This window comes from Dyadobacter diqingensis (assembly GCF_024220585.1).
In the GTDB taxonomy this organism is placed as follows: domain Bacteria; phylum Bacteroidota; class Bacteroidia; order Cytophagales; family Spirosomataceae; genus Dyadobacter; species Dyadobacter diqingensis.
This window is the reverse complement of record NZ_JAMXKF010000001.1, coordinates 993,671-1,012,767: the sequence shown is the minus strand read 5'-3', so window position 1 is coordinate 1,012,767 and position 19,097 is coordinate 993,671. Positions and strand designations below refer to the sequence as shown.

Genomic DNA, 19,097 nt, shown 5'->3' with positions numbered 1-19,097 from the left:
TAATAGTGTCCTCTCTAAAACAGCTGATATGGAAACTCAAATCAGAAAACTCTACGTCAATAAAGAACACATGGAAGTTATGCACCTTTGGCAAAGTTCTGCCGATGAGGTGGAAACATGTGGGCTGGTTAACCGGGATTTTCTTAACCCTATTCTGTTGAATGTGTTGAACCAGTCTCCGTGCGTCACATGGATTCTGGATTTGAGAACCAGGAAATTCGATTTTGTCAGTAAGAATGTTAATGACATATTTGGTTATCAGTCAGTAAATTACTGTGAAGAGGGGATGGGCTTTCATGAAAAAATAAAACACCCTGATGACAGGCAGGTAATCTGGAAGCTTCTGTTTCAAATCTGGAAAGCACTGGAAGAAACTCCTCCGCCGAAAAGAGCCGGTTATAAGTTCAGCTTTGATTATCGTATCCAGCACGAGGATGGGAAAGAAAGAAGGATTTTGGAGCAGAATACGGTTTTACAACAGGATCAATCGGGAAAGATCACTCACTTACTCGGAGTTTGCTCCGATATCACACACTGGAAAAAGGACAATACTCAAATAGCGCTACTGGAATCCGGGACCGATAAAAAACAATATGTATTTACCGCAGATAACGCCAAAATCAGTAAGCCAAACACGGTACTTAGCAAGCGTGAACTTGAAGTCGCGAAGCTGATGGCGGAGGGACGTAGCAGCAAATACATCGCGGATAAATTGTTCATCAGTTTTCATACCGTGAATACACACCGGAAAAATATGATTGAGAAGACCCGTAGCAAAAATACCGGAGGATTGGTACAGTTTGTGGTTGGTAACGGGTTGATTTAAGTACAATAAGGCTGAATACTATCTGAAGTTTCCATTTTTTTTCACCCATATCCCCAAACTTTATGCGCCTTTTATACTCACTACTATTTGTAGTAGCCTTAACGCCTTGTGCCTTAGCGCAAGTGTTACAGAATTCCGCAAAGCCCTCAACGGATAAAAATGAGACCACTTCTGTTATTAATGCCACATCACCAGAGACGCTAAATGTCCGTCCTGCTCAGATACAGGCTATCAAAAATGCGTCTGAACTAAAATTACAACTTTCAAGCGAAGCTTTTAATAAACCACGGCAGACGCTCGATAGCCTGGCAAGAGTTAATGTAGAGTTGAACCACATTACAAGCAAATTAAATGCCAAGGTGGACAGCTTAGACAAGGCAGAAAGAGAATTAAAGGAAGCGCGTGCGTTATTTTTGGCCGCGCGGCGCGAGCGAAAAGCGAATGCCGACGTGCTGAAAAAAATTGAAAAACAAAAAGAAGAAAAAGCTGCGAAGGCTAAAAGAGAAGTTGAAGAGGCAGAGTTGAATAGCCGTTTTAATGCGCTTGCGCTTGCTATGAAAAAGATTGCAAAGCTTAACTCCTCGATAGCTGACTTGAAAGTAAATGTTGCTACTCTGGACTCGTCAAACAAAGTAGCCGATTCTTTGAAAATTTTAGGCAGCACCTTAATTCCGGATTTGAGGAGTAAGCTTGGGAGAAACAGATTTATTCTTACTAATCTGCACACATTGTTCGATAGCACACATACACTTCAAATGAGGCGAAATATAAATGATAGCTTGTCCAATATAAGTACTGAATATGAGATGATCGCCCTGGATAATCAGGATCTTCTCACGAAAGTGAAAAATCAGATCGAAGACAGGGAAGTCAGGGATGAAAAACTGAAATCGTTATCTCAACAATTACAATTGGCACTGAGCACAGTCAATAGCAGTTTCTCTTTTGATAGCACTAAATCAATTAATAATCAGAACGAAAAACTGAATCAGGTTGAACAACAGTTGAATGCAATTGATAAAGAAGTACATACAAAGTTAGGAATCGCTAAGAGTGATAAGGAGTATCGGACAATACTAAAAACTTACCTTTCACTTGCTCAGCGATACAAGACGAACTCGACCAAACTGGATAATTTCCAGAAAGCAACTTTCAAAGAACTCAATAAGAATAAAAAGGACAACGAAATGGAGTTTGGGGCATTACCGAACATTTCACAGCTGGTAGGTGAGACAAGGGGCCTGAATTTAAATATCAGTGTGATTGGAGCATATTCAACAAGCAATGATACGATAAGAACAAGTTTTGAATCGAGATTATTTACAGGAACGATTCCGAAAGACCTTGTTAACGCACGATCACTTTTTATTCCTGAAATTAGCTCGTTTGGGGTACAGGTTAAATATTCGGTTGGATGGGAAACGAAAAGTAATTTTGGTAACAATAGCTACCTGAATCATAAAGGCCTGAATTTTGAGGTGAACCTTCTAAATAAAAAGATACTTTCCGATAGCCTGCTAGAACCAGGAGCGGACGTTAACAATTTTGTTGCTCATTTCAAGGGAGGTTATGAGCAGGTTATTATTAAAAAACGGATGAGTGTCTATGCCAACGCGAGCTGGTTTAGTTTGATTGACAACGTAACTAATTTTCATAAACAGTTTGATCAATATCTAAAGTATAAGGATAAAAATTCCTATTGGTTTGGTGACTTCGGAGCAAGATTTCTATTGTTGCCGGGCGCTGGGGCCTCAACTTTGAAAACGGGAGATTTAAGTATTTATGCAGATATCAATTTTATAATTCCAGGAAGCTGGGGGCGCAATATCATTCAAACGGACGATAAGTTATTTACACTTATCAAAATCGGCCTGAAGAAAAGTTTAGGAGTTATACATCGGTGATAACCCAGAATATTGATATCGACTTCTCCCTGGCATGATTATATTTGCTCCCAAACCACACGCAAATATGATCATCCAACCGGAGCCTCCTATGAAACAAATCAAATTCATCTTCAAACTATTAACCGAAAGTTTTACCGAATTTATGAATGACAACGGCCTTAAGCTCAGCGCGGCGCTGTCGTATTACACTGTGTTTTCGCTGGCGCCGATGTTGCTTGTGATCATTTCGGTATGCAGTTTGTTTTTTGGGCGGGATGCCATTCAGGGACAATTGTTTGACCAGATCCGCGGATTGGTAGGGGATAACGCTGCCGCCCAATTGCAGGAAATCCTGAAAAATGCGCAGGTTTCCAATAAATCGGGTGTTGCTGCGGCGATAGGGCTTGGAACCTTGCTGTTGGGAGCTACCGGGGTTTTTGCGGAGATTCAGGATTCGATCAATTACATATGGTCGATCAAGGCCAAACCGAAGAAAGGCTGGCTGCAATACCTGAAAAACAGAATGCTTTCATTTTCGATCATTCTTACACTCGGGTTTCTGCTCCTGGTTTCGCTGGGGGTGAATGCCATGGTGGATGTGCTTAGTTCGCAGCTGGCGAAATATTTTTCCGAAGCTTCTGTGATCCTTTTTTACATCGTCAACCTGGCGATCGTGTTGGCTATCATTACGGCACTTTTCACTGTTATTTTCAAAGTTCTGCCCGATGGTTATTTGCGTTGGAAGGAATGTCTGGTAGGAGCAGGATTTACTGCGACACTTTTTCTGATAGGCAAGTTTGTGATCAGTTTTTATATCGGGAAAGCCGATCTTGGGGCTACCTATGGCACTTCTGCCTCCATTGTTATCCTGCTTACCTGGGTATATTATTCCTCCATCATCCTCTATTTTGGTGCGGAATTTACAAAGGTATATGCCAAACTGGACGGTATCGCGATCGCTCCGAATGCGCAGGCTGTTCTGGTGATCAGGAAGGAAATTGATGAAGAAACCGGTAAGGCGGTTTAAGCGATATCGGATTGAAATAATGGCTCAACAAAAATCCCTGACCGGCTGCCGATCAGGGATTTTTGTTGAACCATTATATATGACTATCGGATCACCAACTCAAAAGGCATTCTGGTTTGCATGCCGCCCATGTTCATGAGTTTTTTGTACATTTTAACATAAGAAGAAAGTTCGCCAAGGTTTTTGTCCATCGCCTTTTCTTCTGATCCGCCGACAAATTTTTCTATTAAATCCTCAATCGGACGTTTCTTTTCAGGGTAATAACGAACTCGGTAATCACCTTCTTTTAGCTTGGCGGCTTTTGCGGCAATTTTAATCGCATCGTCAACACCTCCCAGCACATCGACCAGGCCATTGGCCTTGGCTTCAACCCCCGACCATACACGTCCCTGGGCAAGGCTTTTCAATTTTTCAACAGGCATTTTCCGGCCGGCCGCTGCTTTTTTTGTGAAAGACTCATAGCCTTCATTAACACTTTTCTGGATCATGGATTTTTCGAAATCGGTCATGTCCCGTGTCGTTGTTGGCCAGTCGGCGTGCGGGCTGGTTTTTACGGCATCAAATGTCACGCCCAACTTATTGTTCATGAAATCTTTTACGTTAAAAATAAGCCCGAAAATGCCGATAGAGCCCGTAATGGTATTCGGCTGGGCCACGATCGTATCGCAACCCATCGCCATATAATAACCTCCCGATGCGGCTACGTCAGACATGGAAGCGATAACCGGTTTTTTCTTTGCCGTCAGCTGAATTTCACGCCACATCACGTCAGATGCCAGCGCGCTTCCGCCCGGAGAATTGATACGGATAACAATGGCCTTGATTTTGTCATTGTCACGTACTTTTTTAAGTTCTTTTACAAAGTCGTCTGAGCCGATCGATTCGTCACTTCCTTCACCGGAATTAATTTCTCCTTCGGCAACCAATATGCCAATGCGGTTATTGAAATCACCCTCTTCCGGCGTTACATCCGATTTTAGATATTTGTCGACACCAACGTAAGCAATGTTATTATCTTCCTCGATGCTCAGGTCTTTTTTGATGCTTCCCTCAAATTCGTCCCAGTAACCAAGGTTCGTCACGAGTTTGTTGGAAAGTGCTGCCTGTGGATTATCAATGGTTAGTGAATCGGCGAAACGCTTCAAAACGTCAACCGGGATTTTGCGGGAAGTGGAAATGTTGGTCAGGAAGTTGCCATAAATCGCCCCGATCAGTTCCGACGATTGTTTTTTGCTTGCTTCGCTCATATCCTGGCGGGAGAACATTTCGATCGCACTTTTGAACTCACCAACGCGGAAAACTTCCGGTTTTATTTCAAGTTTATCAAATGTCCCTTTGAAAAAGCTGTATTCGGCCGACATCCCGTTCCACTCGATACCACCGGCTGGATTCAGGTAAATTTTATCAGCCACAGAGGCCAGGTAATATCCTTTTTCAGAATAAGACTCGCCATAGGTAACGACAAATTTCTTTGACTTTTTGAATTCCAAAAGCTGGTTTCTGATTTCTTCCAGTGTTGCCCAGCCTGCTTGCGGGCCTTCTGTTTTTAGGTAGATTCCTTTTATTTTACTGTCATTCTGAGCGCTTTTCAACGCTTCGATGATATCCTTCAATCCCGTCACATTTTCATTTCCGGCAAAAGGACCACCCAGATCTGACAGGGGGTTTTCGACACCAACTTCCTGGATCGGCTTGTTCAGGTCCAGTTTCAGGATTGATTTGTCTTCAACGACTACCTTTTCGTCATACGAAAACGCCGATCCGATACCCGCGAGGATAACGAGAGATAGAAAAATGAAAATAAAAATGCCGACCAGCGTTGCGAAGACATACTTAAGGAACTGTAACATACGGATATATAACAATGAGTTTAAAATTCACAGATATGGTATTAACAAAATTAACTATTTATTATGCCAGATCGTGTATGAAATAATGTCCGAAGGTAATTTTAGCGAAATGAGTGGTAAAATTTCTATGTCAATTTTTTTTTCTATTTATTTACCGCACGTCCTCAGAGAAGCTCTATCGGATTCTTTATTTTTGTATAAAATACAGTAATGAAAAAAACTTTGATACTTGTGCGCCATGCCGCAGCCGAAGACCAGAAATTAATGGTTCGGGATTTTGAACGGGAACTGCTTGGAAAAGGGAGAACCGATGCTTCTGCGATGGGGCGATGGCTTGTGAGCAAGCAGGTAAATCCTGACCGTTTCGTTTCCAGCGCCGCTGCACGTGCTCACCAGACGGCCGTGATTATGGCTGATCAGCTGCAGTTTCCTGCTGGGTCAATTGTTTTGGAAGACTTTTTATACGATGGAGGCCCGCGTGGTTATCTGAGCGTGGTGAATGCGATACCGAGCGAAAGCCAGGTGGTTGCTTTGTTTGGACACAATCCGGACATTACATATTTTGCTGAATACCTTTCGGGCAAGGATCTCGATTCTATGTCGAAATGCAGCCTCGTGATCATTGAATTTGAAAATCTGGACTGGGCTGAAATCTCGGCCAAAACCGGAAAATTTGTTTTATATATCTCCCCGAGAGAACTCAGGGAGTCTTAGTAGTAATGGAAAAGCCAAACCGGAACCGCCGGATATTTATAATCGTATTTATACTTTTCGTCTCGCTTTTTGTCTACATATCCTACGACATGGCGAGCAGGACAACAGCGCCGTGGAACAAACCAAAGCAGCTTGACCGCGTTTTGCCGGGAGATTTGCCCAAAGCTGATACACTGGGGCTTGATTCCTTGCTGAACGAAGTCAAATAAGACAGTAGGATTTAAGATCTGGGATGAAATTCAGTGATTATTTGTCTTAAATAATCACGGTCCAGGTGTGTATAAATTTCAGTCGTGGTAATGGATTCGTGCCCGAGCATTTCCTGAACGGCGCGTAAACTTGCGCCGCCTTCAATGAGGTGTGTGGCAAAGGAATGCCGGAATGTGTGTGGACTCACATTCTTGGAAATCCCTGCTTTCTCTGCAATATCTTTGATGATCAGGAATACCATAACCCGCGAAAGCTGTCCGCCGCGACGGTTTAAAAACACAATATCTTCGCTGTCTTTTTTGACCTCAATTTCGCTTCGCACATGGTCAAGATAAAGCTGTGTATACTTAATCGCCTCTTTACCAATGGGTACCAGCCGCACTTTATCACCTTTTCCCAGAATGCGGATAAATCCGATGTCAAAATAACAGAATGTCAGCTGCAAGCCGATCAGCTCTGAAACCCGAAGCCCGGAGCTGTACAAAACTTCAAGGATCGCTCTGTTGCGGGTGCCTTCAGGCGTGGAATGGTCGATGGATTGAAGCATTTGCTCAATTTCCTCATACGATAGTACATCAGGAAGTTTGCGTGGCAAGCGTGGGGCTTCAATCAATTCAGTGGGATCCTCGGTAATTTCGTTTTCAAGCAAGAGGTATTTGTAAAACGCCTTAATGCCGGAAAGCATCCTTGCCTGGGTGTGAGCAGACAAGCCCAGATCGGACAGGTATTTTAAAAATGCGAGTAAATGTTCTTCTTTTATGTCGACCGGAGAGAGATTTATTGCCGCTAATTCGAGATATTCAGCAAGTTTTTCCGTGTCCCGTACATAAGCCTGGACAGAATTGTCGGAAAATGACCTTTCCAGACGGAGATAATTTTTAAAATGTTTGATGTAGCTTTGCCACATAGTCAGACTGGTGAATTCCTGATGGGTGAATGTTAATTCACAAATTGTTTTATCCTGTAAATGTAAGGCCCGATCCTGGTGTATGAAAAAAATATTAATTCTCAATGGTCCTAATCTTAATCTTTTAGGCACGCGCGAGCCAACCGTTTATGGCAGTCAAACGTTTGAAGACTATTTCAAAACTTTGAAAGCAGACTTTCCCAACACACAATTACATTATTATCAATCCAACCACGAAGGTGACTTAATTGATAAAATCCACGAAGTGGGTTTTACTTTTGACGGCATTATCGTCAATGCGGGAGGGTATTCACATACTTCGATTGCGCTGGCTGATGCATTATCGGCCGTGACGACGCCGGCCGTGGAAGTGCATATCTCCAACATCCATGCGCGAGAATCTTTCCGTCACCATAGTTTTCTGACCAACCGTTGCAAAGGCATGATCTGCGGACTGGGGTTAAAGGGTTATGAACTGGCCGTCAGATATTTCCTTTAAAATTTAGCGAAACACAGCGTTACTGAAAAGTATTTTACCATTATAAAGCATTCCCCGGAAAAGCGGGTCATCCATCAGGTATACGATTTGTCCCTGACCCATTTCCTGGACACCCATAATTAATGTGTTTTTCAGCTTTTCAGTAGCCTTGTTGCCCACAAATCCGGCCTTGTATCCGGTTTCGGACAGGTATCCTACGTTCCATCCCTCTGTCAGGTAGTCAATGTTATAGGCATTTCTGACAATGCTGAAATATTCCTTGCTGCACCCGAAAGCGAGCGGATGTGTAGCATCCAGTGATACCTGGTACATGCTGCCTGGCGAAGAATAGCTGCTTTCTTCCCTTTCCTTATCCCCGAATTTTTTGAACGGATCCGAAGTCTTTTTGGATGCTGAATTCTTTTTGGAGATATCAAAACCAGGTTTGTTCAAAAATGCTTCGTTTGCGTCTTCCATCGCAATCAGTTTGCCGCCTTTCTTGATCCATTCCTGCAAAGCGTTCAGCATTTTGTCATTCAGGATGGCTGAATAATTTCCGTCGGGTAAAATGAGAACATCCACTTCATCCAAAGGAAGCTGCGCAATTTTTGAGGTGGCAACCAGCGTTAAAGGATATTTAATCTGTTGCTCAAAATAATGCCAGACCGCACCCAGCGAAGTTGTTGAGATACCTTCGCCATATAAGGTAACAATTTTCGGAGATTTCAAAGATACAACCTGATCCGAACCAAAATCGACCCCGGAGGATACCGAGCCCGTGCTGGTCGGAATCAGTTTAACGTGATATTTGGTGGCCAGTGAGGTTACAAGGCTGTCAAAATTTGAACCGCCATTACCTTTTTTGGCAATGATCAGCGTGCCTGCTTCAAAAGATGTTTTATTGGTTTCAAAAGGGACGTTCGATGTCCGGACAAGGATTTTTCTTTTTAACAGCTCGGAAAGGAAAACGGCGTCATTGACACTTTTCCAGTGTGCGAGGTAGGCGTAAGGTTTTGTCGCGGGAATGTTGTTTTCAATCTTTTCCGATTGGTAGGCCGCCGGGGCCAGCTTTTCTTTTAGTCCATACGATTGTAAACCATAGAGGTACGAAAGCCCCCAGCTTGTGATGTCATATGTGATCGAATCTTCCAAAGCAGGCTGCGATTCAAACAGGATTTTGAGCAGATTGGATTTGGGCTGAAAAGCACTGATTAAAAGATCATTGTTATCTGCTTTAACGTTTTGTTCGGAAAGGCTTGTCAGTTCAGTACCTTTAAGTGATAAATTTTTACCCGCGATACCATATTCAAATCCCTGTTTGGAAAGCCATTCTGCAAATGACCGGATTCGCTCCTCATTCCCCTGCGACTTGACCAGGTAGGTTTTATAAGCGCCGATAGGTTTTTGGATGGCATTGTCATAAAAGCTGATGAACTCACTTACGATTTTTTCTTTTTGAGAAGAGATGGTTTCAAGTGTAGCGATGCTGGTGACATAATGATGCTCAATTCTGCTTTTTAGCGTCAGCGTATCATTTTGGTCGGGGCGGGATAACGCCAATCCGCCTCGTGCGCCACCGCCCTGCTCATACGTGATACCGATGGCTCCATTGTAAGTCGGCCAGGTATCGCCGTAACTTGGATAAAACAGGTCATAATCCTTTTTCGAAAAATAGGTCCAGTTTCGCTGGTCAAAATATTTGCGGCAGTTGGCACCCAGCAACTCATTGAATTCCCGCTGCCATTTTGTGATATCCTGATGATAAGGCTTAGCCGCCGGTGGGAAATAATAACTCCGGGCAGCGCCCATTTCGTGAAAATCTGCGTGTAAATGCGGCATCCATTGGTTGTAGAAAGCTACCCGTTCCTGCGTTTCCTTCTGCGTTTGCCATGCCCAGTCGCGGTTCAGATCGAAAAGATAATGGTTAAACCGACCGCCGGGCCATGGTTCGTCGTGTTCCAAAGCAAAGGGCGTGATGTCCGGCTCAGCATTCTGTACGCGGTTATACCAAGAAACGTAACGTTCTCGGCCATCAGGGTTACTGCATGGGTCGAGAATGACAATTGTGTTTTTCAAGGCTTCCTGTGTGGATGTATTATTTTTATTGAGCAGTTCATAAAGCACTTTCATGGCCGTCTCGGATGAAACAGCCTCGTTGCCGTGAATATTATAACCAAGCCAGGCAATAGCCGGCGTTTTGGTATTCGTATTTCCGGGCAGCAGTTTTATATTTTTCAGGTGACTATTCCGGATGTTATCGAGGTTGGCTAGATTTTCCGGAGAAGCGACAATAGCAACCATCAAAGGCCTGCCTTCATAGGTACTTCCATATTGTATCAGTTTCACCCGATCTGGATTTTGGGTGGCAATGGTTTTATAATAATCCAGAATCCGGTGGTGGAAAGAAAATTTGCTGCCTAAAGGATACCCCAGAAAATCATCGGGTGTTTTGTTTTGTGCATTTGCATTCAGGAACACAAAAGAGAGTAGAAGACCACAAATATATCTGATCATAACAGGGTGAATGAATTTAGAGGTATGCCTTTCCCAAATTTAAAAAGTAATGGCAATTTAATGGTAGTCTGAAATAATTAAAAAAAAAGTTTTAAAATTAAATTACTGATAATGAGATTGGTAAAAAATATTTTAAAAATATTTTCATCTGACATTTGGAATTGAAAAATCAACCGTGCATATTTGCACCACGATAACGGAAACGGAGTCGGAAAAAAGAAAGAAAGTGCTGAAATCGCACACGAAGTAGGAGACCAGTCGGCCCATTCGTCTAGCGGTTAGGACACGACCCTTTCACGGTTGAAACAGGGGTTCGATTCCCCNACGGAAACGGAGTCGGAAAAAAGAAAGAAAGTGCTGAAATCGCACACGAAGTAGGAGACCAGTCGGCCCATTCGTCTAGCGGTTAGGACACGACCCTTTCACGGTTGAAACAGGGGTTCGATTCCCCTATGGGTCACACGATGGCCGTTTCGGCCAAGTGTGAAAAGTTTTAAGCCGGTTCAAATGAAAATTTGAACCGGCTTTTTCTTTGGTAAAATATTGGATTTTTGCCATATTACGGATCAGTCGGAGATCACATCCAGAACCTGTCGGGTCAAGTCAAAAACTTGTGGAGTGCATAGGGTTTTCCAGAACACCGGAACTCTGAAAAGGACATGACTGAAGAACTAATCCGTCTTCAAAGGCAACTGCTAAAAATGCAAGATAAACTGTCGAAAGCGAAGTATGAGAAGATCAAGAAAAGCGAAAAGTAAATTTGATCAGTTCAAAAATGATTAGCTGGTTTTTGTTTGAGCCCAACTTTGTCGGCAGTAGACGCGATTTATTAGAGAAGTAACGGGGAATATTTGATGATTCTTATCTGGGTTTTTATAGATGTAGTTTTAGACTGCTGTGGCTTAGAATAATAGTAACTTTTATTTTTTGTAACGAATCAATTTACCCGAAGTTGAAATGATGGACATCTTTTCAACAGACCATCAGTCGTCTAGAAAATCCGGCAGATTTCTAAAAGTGAAGTCTTAAATTTTTAGCCTCAGCGCCTAGTCGAGTAATAGAAGTCTCTCAGAGGATGTTTTTGTGACTCGTAATATTAAGTAGATAAGTTTTTAATGTCCGTCAATTCAATTGATTGAACCCTAGTTTATATAATAATCTCTCTATCTAAAATGTGTTATTATGGCAATAAATCCCAAAATCGAGTTTTTTAGATTTACTTTAAAACATAAAAAGGAACAAACTGCAACATTTAAGGACTTTGTGATTGAAGAACTAGGTGGTCGACCAACACAATCCGATAATACGCTATTCACTAGATTATTCAAGTATTTTGAGGATTCATTGACAGGGGAGCACGCTAGAGATGAAAAGCTCAAGACAATAATCAAGGTCGCCAAGAAGAAAAATCTCTATATCAAGAAAAAACCTATTGCGGATATTTCAAAATTCATAATTTCTGGTGTCATAAATGGTGGGCCGTACGGTAGATATAGAATATTGGGTGATACTCAAAATGAAGAAGACGAAAATGAATTGGGAACAAATAAGATAGTCTACTTGTACTATTACATATTTTTATATTGTCCTTTAGATCATAATGAAGGATTTTTTGGAATACACTCTAATAGCTCGCAAGAATCAGTAACACAGTTATTTCGAAACTTTGTAGCGAAAATATTTAGTGGTAAGCATTTTTACAATTCTCCTATATCAATTTTTGCTCCCAAAAGTTTCCAAGACGATTTTAAAAAAGATTCTCTTATACAAAGCATCGTGTTTGAAGAAACATTTATCAATCCTGACTTTAACAGTAGAACGGATGGGGAATCTAGCATACCCCCATCATATGATATTAAAATTGTAGCAACCCCCAAAAAAGGTTGGATACCAGCAGCAGCTGCTGATGCCTTAAAAGCATTTTTCGCTGCAATGTCTTTCGGAGAACCGGAAAATCAAAAGGAGCTGAGAGAGTTTGATTCAAAGTTAACAACAAGGAAAGAAGGCTCTAATAAAACGAAGACATTCCAATGGGCTGATAGAGATAAAACATTTACTCCCGTAATATACTTAGAAGATTATATAACAAAATTTAATCCTGATGATACGCCTGATTTCGATGCTTTAAATTCCTATATTCATAGCCTTTTTGAAAATGAAATTTTAAATGAAATAAGGCCAGATAAAAATGCTACTAAGTCTGATTAAATATATTAAAACGCTTCAATACAACGCATTATATTATGAATCAATAGATATCAATGGTAAGGTTGATGATTCTAAATTTAATAAGTATTTGGTGCGGGTAATAGTTGGAATAATTTCTGTGTCCATTACTGTTTGCATAGACAAAGGGTTTGGTTCAGATTTTGTTTCTTATTTCTCCTCAGTTCTGTCAATTCTTGTTGGGTTATTTATTACTGCGCTGGTATTTAGTTTTGACAAGTTCTATGTGCCGAAGGACAAAAATCTTAAGGTTTACAAAATTAATTTTGATCAATTTGACGAAGACGATAAGGAAGTGAATCTGAAAAATTATAAGATAGCACTAAAAGACGTAACGGAGGAGAATGCAAAGCAGGTATTGTGGGATACACAGTCATTTAACTATTCAAAGCAATTTTCATATGTCACAGGCTATAATATAGTTTTGAGTATTTTTTTGATTTTACTATTAGCTTTAAATACTCTATTTGAAGATTTAGGAAATATAAAACTTAGTGAATATCATTTTGTAACAGATAATATATCTGTTACCGATGTTAAAACTTGTTTAAAACTCATAATTATATCGGCTCAAAGGTTTTTTGTCCTTTATTTTATTGGAATTGTGATGTATAAGACACTTTTTATAGTAAGTAGTATGGTTCAATACAATGTTTTTAAAATGAAACAATAATGGTAGATATAAATAATGCTATAATTAGGGATGTAATTATACACAAGGTTAATTCTTCAAGGGATTCTTTAAAACTTAATGAAAATGTCATAGAAGTTAGCGACGAAGATCAAGAGAGTACATTAAGACGTATCCTTTTGAAATCATTTTCTTCGGCATCTTCTACATATGAATTCTCTCATAACATTGATATTGATTTAAATACATTGTTTAAAATTTCAAAAGATATTTATGGAGGCTCGGACTTTATTAATTCGTCAAAAAATATTGCAACTCATTTGTTTACATCTTCGCGTCATCCTGGTATAAAAGATGGAGATTTGTTTATAGCGAAATTTGACGACATTAAGTTGAAAGATACATTTCATGAAGCTATTGGTATCTACAAATTTGAGAATAAAGAGAGTTTTGTAGAAATTACGGGTAATGACAAAGACAATAAGATTGGTATTAAATTTAGGCAAGGAATTGGAAGTAAGAAACCGGAAAAAGCTTGTCTAATTCTTTTTACGGATGATCGTTATACAGTTTTTTTATTGGAAAATTCGAATTCTGAAACAGAGTACTGGACTCATGATTTTTTAGGAGTCGAGCCAAAACGTGATAATGTAAATAGCACTAACCATGTTTTGAGTCTTACCAAAGCTTTTGTCACGGAAAAATTGCCCGAAGACCATGAAGCCAGTAGAGCAGATCAGATTGATTTACTGAATAGGTCGGTTAGCTTCTTTAAGCAACACGAGACATTTTCAAATTCAGTTTTTGAGCGTGAGGTGTTGCAGGATGAAAACATCATTGAATCCTTTAGAACTTTTAATAATTTATTTAAGGAAGAAAGAAAGTTAGAGTGGCAAGACAATTTTGCAATTGCTCAAGACGTGGTTAAAAAACAAGCTAGAATTTTCAAAAAGGTTTTAAAATTAGATAAGAATTTTGACATTTACATTCATGGCGAAAAATCGCTTATAGAAAGAGGTGTGGAAGATGACGGTCGTAAATTTTATAAAATTTACTATAATCAAGAAATGTAATTTGGTTCAGGGTTGTTTCATGATTTTTTTGATATCATTTTTTGTGTTGAATTACACTCAGTTATTTCAATATGAAAGAATAACCTTATGGGTCACACGATGGCCGTTTCGGCCAAGTGTGAAAAGTTTTAAGCCGGTTCAAATGAAAATTTGAACCGGCTTTTTCTTTGGTAAAGTATCCGGTTTTTGCCATTCCTTTCATTTCGCAAAGTGCATCAATAACACACCTTTCGTCTGTGAAACACTGCTGTCTGTCGACAGACATCTGACAAGGTTATTTAAGATTCTTGCCGCTGTTTAATTTAGCTCCGCCAGTTCTTACGTTTAGTAAGAAAATTACAACTTATCCGCATTTGCTGTTGCTTTTTGCTCCTGTTATTACGACTAATAGGATAAGGAAAACGCATGCTGATTGTTTGGGATCAACTGCTGCCGGGAATTGGTATATATGAATCTTTTATCATTGATAGCCATGAAAAAATCAGGAATTTGCAGCATCAGAACTTTGGTACTTACCATACTTCTGCTCAATCTGACAGCCACTTTAATCAAAGCGCAGTCGCGCGCGGAACCTGTACCGAAAGGTTTTTGGGTTGTGGAAACGAATGCGAAAATCCCGGCCGGGTCAGTTATTCGCTTTTACACCGAAGATGCCAGGCTTGTTTACGAAGAACATATGGAGAAAACCTGTCTTGATATTAAACGTCGGAAAACGGTTGTGCTGCTCAATGCAGCTCTGGATGAAGCGCTGATCAATTGGAATATTACCCATCGGCAGCAAAACAATGGAAACATTGTAGCAGATTTGAAAAAACGGGGTGTAGATGACCACCTTTACGCAGGAGGAAAGCATTAGCAACGATTTTTAACGATAAAAAGAAATCCAGCGAACACAGGGTAAACCCGGTGACCGCTGGATTAATGGGAATTTTGTTTTTCCGGCTACAAATAGCTATTTCTTATTTTTTCGGGCCTTGTATTCCTGAAACCGTTGATTGTATTCCTTCAACTCTTCGGCCTTAAAGCTTTTTTGGAGACGTTCGGGCAATTCCAGACGCTCCTGCATTTGTAAAGAATTGGCGCGTTCAATCAAGGTGTTTTCTCCTTTTTTATCTTTTTGCAGGTCAAACGCATCATAAAGATCTCCGTTGACGGTGTAGGCTTTAAAGCCAAGCGTTGTTTCGTCAATGGTAATCACCTGATAAAGCTGGGTGTTGGAAGCGCGATCCATCCAGTTTTGCAAACCGATATCGTACATCTTGGGTCCGCTTACCGAAACGACATAAATGGGGCCGTCCGGTTTTTTGCGGCTTACGCCCAAAGGCATGTTAATCCCGCGACCATAGGTGTGATCGTGTCCCTGTAAAACGATATCTATGCTGTATTTTTTGTACAACGGCTCCATACGTGCCCGCCATTCTTCATTATCCCGGCCATTCTTGGTGGAATAAATCGGGTGGTGATGTATGACAACCGTCCAGCGCATGCCGTGATTCTGTGCTACTTTTTCAAACCAGGCGGCCTGTTTTTCCATGACGGCTGAGTCAAGCAGCGCGGCCTGCGAGTCCATGGCAATAAACCTTATTCCCTGGTAGTCGATAAAATAGGCGGTTTCCGTTAATCCTTCCGGGCCATTTTCAGGCAGAGCAAACTGAGGGCGCCAGTGCATCGACACATGTGGTTTCTTTTCGCTATCCCTGTAATATTCATGATTGCCGGGTGTCGGAAGGCTTGGCACCATGCCATTAGCCCAACCTCCGGCCTCAAACCATTCGCCCCATTGATAATCAACATTGGAGCTATTGATCAAATCGCCGGCGTGAATCATAAAATCTGCTTTCGGAAGCGTTGAATACGCCCCACGGACTGCACGCGACCAGAGCGATCGTATATCGTTTTGTGCATCGCCGAAATAGAGGAACGAAACCGGTTCTCTTTTATCGGAGGCTGTGGTAAAATGAAACCATTCGCTCCACGAAGTTCCGTCGCCAACCCGGTACATGTATTGAGTGGCCGGTTTAAGATCCGTAAAATTGGCTTCATGGTATTGAACCGTCTTCCCATCGATAACGATGGATTGACTATTCGCACTGATCATTTTTGCATTGGCCTGAAAATCGGGTGACGGATCTGCTTCGTGGATAGCGGCCACCGCTTTTTTGACGGTTGAATCAGTCCGCCAGTTTACGGCCTGACTGTGTGCAGGATCTCCTTTCCAGCCAAGAATGACCCTGTCGGGAAACCTTGATGCGGGATATGACTTATTTTCCTGAGCAAAAATGAGTGAAGGTAAGAGCAACAACATTGCCGGCAACAGCAATCGGGTCAATCTATATCCTGAAAAGACTTGCATGGGTGCACGTGATTTTAATTTGCAATAATACCTTTTTTGGAAAGGAATGGGCTATGGTGATATGTTATGATAATGTGAATTCTGAAAACGCAATCAGGAGAACTCCTGCTGTTCTTCGTCAATCGATTCAAAACTTCCCGTACCTTTGTGTCGTGAAAATCGAGATCCGTAGTGCTTTGAAAAAGAAAACCTTATTTATTACCCCGCCTTTTACGCAACTGAACACCCCTTATCCTGCGACAGCTTACCTGAAAGGTTTCCTGAATACGCTGGGGCGGGAATCGCATCAGGCTGACCTGGGTATTGATGTAATTCTGGCACTTTTTTCTTCCCGGGGATTGAAGAAAATGTTTGAGGATCTGGATAATTCAGATGCGGAACTAACGGATAACAGCTTTCGGATTTACGCTTTGCGCGACGAATATATCAGCACGATAGACCCGGTGATCCGTTTCCTGAAAAACAAAAATCCGACCCTTGCACATAGCATTTGTGACCGGAGTTATTTACCCGAAGCCGGCCGTTTCCAACAATTGGAAGATATGGACTGGGCATTCGGTACCATGGGGATTCACGACAAAGCGCGGCATTTGGCCACGTTGTATCTCGAAGACCTTGGTGATTTAATTCAGGAAGCCGTTGATCCGCATTTCGGATTCAGCCGTTATGCCGAACGTTTAGGCCGGTCCGCGACGCATTTTGATGAAATGTGTGAAGCGCTTGAAATGCCGGACACCCTGCTGACAACATTGTTGGTTGAAATACTTGAAGAGAAAATACAAACCTATAAACCGGATATTCTGTGTATAACGGTTCCTTTTCCGGGGAATCTTTATGGCGGGATGAAATGCGGGCAGTATGTCCGGAAATTTTATCCGGAAATGACCGTGGTCATGGGAGGCGGTTTTGCCAATACCGAATTACGCTCGCTAAAAGAACCACGCGTTTTTGATTACATTCATTTTGTTTGTCTGGATGACGGTGAAGCGCCGCTTTTATCCTTGCTTGAATATCTGGATGGCGAACGTGAGATCACGAATTTAAAGCGGGTTTATGCACGTACCGACGGCAAAGTGGTTTATTACAACGGCGCAAAGGAAAAGGATGTACCGCAGCGTGATACCGGTACACCTGATTACAGCGATTTGCCGTTGCATGATTATCTTTCTGTAATCGAGATTGTCAATCCGATGCACAGGCTTTGGAGCGACGGGCGATGGAATAAGCTGACACTTGCGCACGGTTGTTATTGGGGGAAATGTTCCTTCTGTGACATTTCGCTGGATTACATCAGGCGTTATGAACCCATGACGGCTGCGCTGCTGTGCGACCGTATCGAAGAAATCATAGAACAAACCCAGCAAAACGGGTTCCATTTTGTAGATGAGGCTGCGCCGCCGGCTCTGTTGAGAGATCTGGCACTGGAAATAATCCGCCGTAAGTTAACCGTTGTATGGTGGACGAATATCCGTTTTGAAAAAAACTTTACCCACGATCTTTGCCTGTTGCTTAAAGCTTCGGGCTGTATTGCCATATCCGGCGGGCTGGAAGTCGCATCCGACCGGTTACTGGAACGGATGAAAAAAGGGGTAACCGTAGCACAGGTAGCACGCGTGGCTGATGCATTCACGCAGGCCGGAATTATGGTGCATGCTTATCTGATGTACGGATTTCCTACGCAGACGGCACAGGAAACGATGGATGCCCTTGAAATGGTTCGTCAGTTGTTTCAGCAGGGGATTGTCCAGTCTGGCTTCTGGCATCGTTTTGCAATGACGGCACACAGCCCCGTGGGCTTGCATCCCGAAGCGTTCGATGTGATGCGTATCGGGCCTGATCTGGGAGGGTTTGCTAACAATGATCTTGAACATAAAGATCCGCTTGGAGCCAATCACGACCTGTTTTCGGAAGGTTTAAGAAAATCGTTGTTCAATTATATGCATGGCGTTTGTTTTGATTTTCCGTTGTCAAAATGGTTTGATTTTAAGGTCCCGCCTACATCTATTCCGCCAAGGTATATCGAGAAAAGTATCAGCCATTTTCCAGACGCCATACCGCGTACCAATGCCATGGTGATCTGGATGGGAAGTTTACCGACACTTTCTGTTTTTGAAGAAAAGCAGGGTAAAAAAGTTGTTGAAATAGCGGAACTCGTTTTTTATAACAAAAAACAGGAATGGGCTTTGGAAACTTCACCGGCAGTAGGCGAGTGGCTTGAAACCCGGATGCCGGATTTGCTGATCGGAAAACATGAGCCTTATTCATTGGAGCATCTGCGAAACGACTATGAGTCACAGGGCCTGGGCGACTTTGAAATTTTTACAAAGTCCAAAGTCTGGGAGGATTTAAAGAGCGGCGGATTGCTGATCGTATAAATTTAACCGTCGCGTACTTAGCCTAAT

Annotated in this window: 15 protein-coding genes and 1 tRNA gene; 12 read left to right on the top strand and 4 right to left on the bottom strand. The window is 41.9% G+C overall.

Annotated elements, in window-relative coordinates:
• Positions 1–28: 28 nt before the first annotated feature.
• From M1L62_RS04085 to M1L62_RS04075, 3 genes are all read left to right on the top strand, one after another.
• Complete coding sequence (locus M1L62_RS04085; protein WP_254411730.1) at positions 29–826, top strand: LuxR C-terminal-related transcriptional regulator; 798 nt, start codon at positions 29–31, stop codon at positions 824–826.
• Between the two features lie 62 nt (positions 827–888).
• Positions 889–2,730 carry a coiled-coil domain-containing protein gene (locus M1L62_RS04080; protein WP_254411729.1) on the top strand — a complete coding sequence of 614 codons (1,842 nt, stop codon included), beginning with the start codon at positions 889–891 and terminating at the stop codon, positions 2,728–2,730.
• A 91-nt stretch (positions 2,731–2,821) separates the two neighbouring features.
• A complete protein-coding gene (locus M1L62_RS04075) occupies positions 2,822–3,739 on the top strand; it encodes a YihY/virulence factor BrkB family protein (protein ID WP_254411728.1) in 918 nt (305 codons plus the stop codon).
• Between the two features lie 83 nt (positions 3,740–3,822).
• On the opposite strand, the gene sppA is transcribed toward M1L62_RS04075, so the two are convergent.
• A complete protein-coding gene (gene sppA / locus M1L62_RS04070; protein ID WP_254411727.1) occupies positions 3,823–5,589 on the bottom strand; it encodes a signal peptide peptidase SppA in 1,767 nt (588 codons plus the stop codon).
• Positions 5,590–5,799: 210 nt separating this feature from the next.
• Between sppA and M1L62_RS04065 the strand changes: the two genes are divergently transcribed.
• Positions 5,800–6,303, top strand: a complete 504-nt coding sequence (locus M1L62_RS04065; protein ID WP_254411726.1) for a SixA phosphatase family protein — start codon at positions 5,800–5,802, stop codon at positions 6,301–6,303.
• 5 nt (positions 6,304–6,308) lie between these two features.
• Positions 6,309–6,512, top strand: a complete 204-nt coding sequence (locus tag M1L62_RS04060) for a hypothetical protein (protein ID WP_254411725.1) — start codon at positions 6,309–6,311, stop codon at positions 6,510–6,512.
• 11 nt (positions 6,513–6,523) lie between these two features.
• On the opposite strand, the gene xerD is transcribed toward M1L62_RS04060, so the two are convergent.
• Positions 6,524–7,420, bottom strand: coding sequence for a site-specific tyrosine recombinase XerD (gene xerD, locus M1L62_RS04055; protein WP_254411724.1), 897 nt, complete (start codon positions 7,418–7,420; stop codon positions 6,524–6,526).
• Positions 7,421–7,502: 82 nt separating this feature from the next.
• Here xerD and aroQ point away from each other — a divergent pair, with 82 nt between their 5' ends.
• Positions 7,503–7,919: a type II 3-dehydroquinate dehydratase gene (aroQ, locus tag M1L62_RS04050; protein ID WP_254411723.1), complete on the top strand. Its 417-nt coding sequence runs from the start codon at positions 7,503–7,505 to the stop codon at positions 7,917–7,919.
• A gap of 3 nt (positions 7,920–7,922) precedes the next feature.
• On the opposite strand, the gene M1L62_RS04045 is transcribed toward aroQ, so the two are convergent.
• Positions 7,923–10,412, bottom strand: coding sequence for a M14 family metallopeptidase (locus M1L62_RS04045; protein WP_254411722.1), 2,490 nt, complete (start codon positions 10,410–10,412; stop codon positions 7,923–7,925).
• Between the two features lie 388 nt (positions 10,413–10,800).
• On the opposite strand from M1L62_RS04045, the gene M1L62_RS04040 reads away from it, so the two are divergent.
• The 5 genes from M1L62_RS04040 to M1L62_RS04020 all read left to right on the top strand — a co-directional run bounded on the left by M1L62_RS04040 (position 10,801) and on the right by M1L62_RS04020 (position 15,198).
• A tRNA-Glu gene (locus tag M1L62_RS04040) sits at positions 10,801–10,872 on the top strand.
• Between the two features lie 722 nt (positions 10,873–11,594).
• Positions 11,595–12,620 (top strand): hypothetical protein, encoded by a 1,026-nt coding sequence (locus M1L62_RS04035; RefSeq protein WP_254411721.1) that lies wholly within the window; start codon positions 11,595–11,597, stop codon positions 12,618–12,620.
• Entirely contained in the window at positions 12,601–13,311 is a 711-nt protein-coding gene (locus M1L62_RS04030) for a hypothetical protein (RefSeq protein WP_254411720.1), read from the top strand. The genes M1L62_RS04035 and M1L62_RS04030 overlap by 20 nt, the downstream gene beginning before the upstream one ends.
• The gene (locus tag M1L62_RS04025) at positions 13,311–14,342 is read left to right on the top strand and encodes a nucleoid-associated protein (RefSeq protein WP_254411719.1); all 1,032 of its coding nucleotides are present in this window, start codon (positions 13,311–13,313) and stop codon (positions 14,340–14,342) included. The genes M1L62_RS04030 and M1L62_RS04025 overlap by 1 nt, the downstream gene beginning before the upstream one ends.
• A 472-nt stretch (positions 14,343–14,814) precedes the next feature.
• Positions 14,815–15,198 carry a hypothetical protein gene (locus tag M1L62_RS04020; RefSeq protein ID WP_254411718.1) on the top strand — a complete coding sequence of 128 codons (384 nt, stop codon included), beginning with the start codon at positions 14,815–14,817 and terminating at the stop codon, positions 15,196–15,198.
• 96 nt (positions 15,199–15,294) lie between these two features.
• On the opposite strand, the gene M1L62_RS04015 is transcribed toward M1L62_RS04020, so the two are convergent.
• The gene (locus M1L62_RS04015) at positions 15,295–16,647 is read right to left on the bottom strand and encodes a purple acid phosphatase family protein (protein WP_254411717.1); all 1,353 of its coding nucleotides are present in this window, start codon (positions 16,645–16,647) and stop codon (positions 15,295–15,297) included.
• Between the two features lie 224 nt (positions 16,648–16,871).
• On the opposite strand from M1L62_RS04015, the gene M1L62_RS04010 reads away from it, so the two are divergent.
• Positions 16,872–19,070: a B12-binding domain-containing radical SAM protein gene (locus tag M1L62_RS04010; protein WP_254412063.1), complete on the top strand. Its 2,199-nt coding sequence runs from the start codon at positions 16,872–16,874 to the stop codon at positions 19,068–19,070.
• Positions 19,071–19,097 lie beyond the last annotated feature (27 nt).

What these genes read in the sequence shown, in the direction of transcription:
- M1L62_RS04085 (WP_254411730.1), top strand. Translation starts at nt 29, where the DNA reads ATGGAAACTCAAATCAGAAAACTCTACGTCAATAAAGAACACATGGAA.
- M1L62_RS04080 (WP_254411729.1), top strand. Translation starts at nt 889, where the DNA reads ATGCGCCTTTTATACTCACTACTATTTGTAGTAGCCTTAACGCCTTGT.
- M1L62_RS04075 (WP_254411728.1), top strand. Translation starts at nt 2,822, where the DNA reads ATGAAACAAATCAAATTCATCTTCAAACTATTAACCGAAAGTTTTACC.
- sppA (WP_254411727.1), bottom strand. Translation starts at nt 5,589, where the DNA reads ATGTTACAGTTCCTTAAGTATGTCTTCGCAACGCTGGTCGGCATTTTT.
- M1L62_RS04065 (WP_254411726.1), top strand. Translation starts at nt 5,800, where the DNA reads ATGAAAAAAACTTTGATACTTGTGCGCCATGCCGCAGCCGAAGACCAG.
- M1L62_RS04060 (WP_254411725.1), top strand. Translation starts at nt 6,309, where the DNA reads ATGGAAAAGCCAAACCGGAACCGCCGGATATTTATAATCGTATTTATA.
- xerD (WP_254411724.1), bottom strand. Translation starts at nt 7,420, where the DNA reads ATGTGGCAAAGCTACATCAAACATTTTAAAAATTATCTCCGTCTGGAA.
- aroQ (WP_254411723.1), top strand. Translation starts at nt 7,503, where the DNA reads ATGAAAAAAATATTAATTCTCAATGGTCCTAATCTTAATCTTTTAGGC.
- M1L62_RS04045 (WP_254411722.1), bottom strand. Translation starts at nt 10,412, where the DNA reads ATGATCAGATATATTTGTGGTCTTCTACTCTCTTTTGTGTTCCTGAAT.
- M1L62_RS04035 (WP_254411721.1), top strand. Translation starts at nt 11,595, where the DNA reads ATGGCAATAAATCCCAAAATCGAGTTTTTTAGATTTACTTTAAAACAT.
- M1L62_RS04030 (WP_254411720.1), top strand. Translation starts at nt 12,601, where the DNA reads ATGCTACTAAGTCTGATTAAATATATTAAAACGCTTCAATACAACGCA.
- M1L62_RS04025 (WP_254411719.1), top strand. Translation starts at nt 13,311, where the DNA reads ATGGTAGATATAAATAATGCTATAATTAGGGATGTAATTATACACAAG.
- M1L62_RS04020 (WP_254411718.1), top strand. Translation starts at nt 14,815, where the DNA reads ATGAAAAAATCAGGAATTTGCAGCATCAGAACTTTGGTACTTACCATA.
- M1L62_RS04015 (WP_254411717.1), bottom strand. Translation starts at nt 16,647, where the DNA reads ATGTTGTTGCTCTTACCTTCACTCATTTTTGCTCAGGAAAATAAGTCA.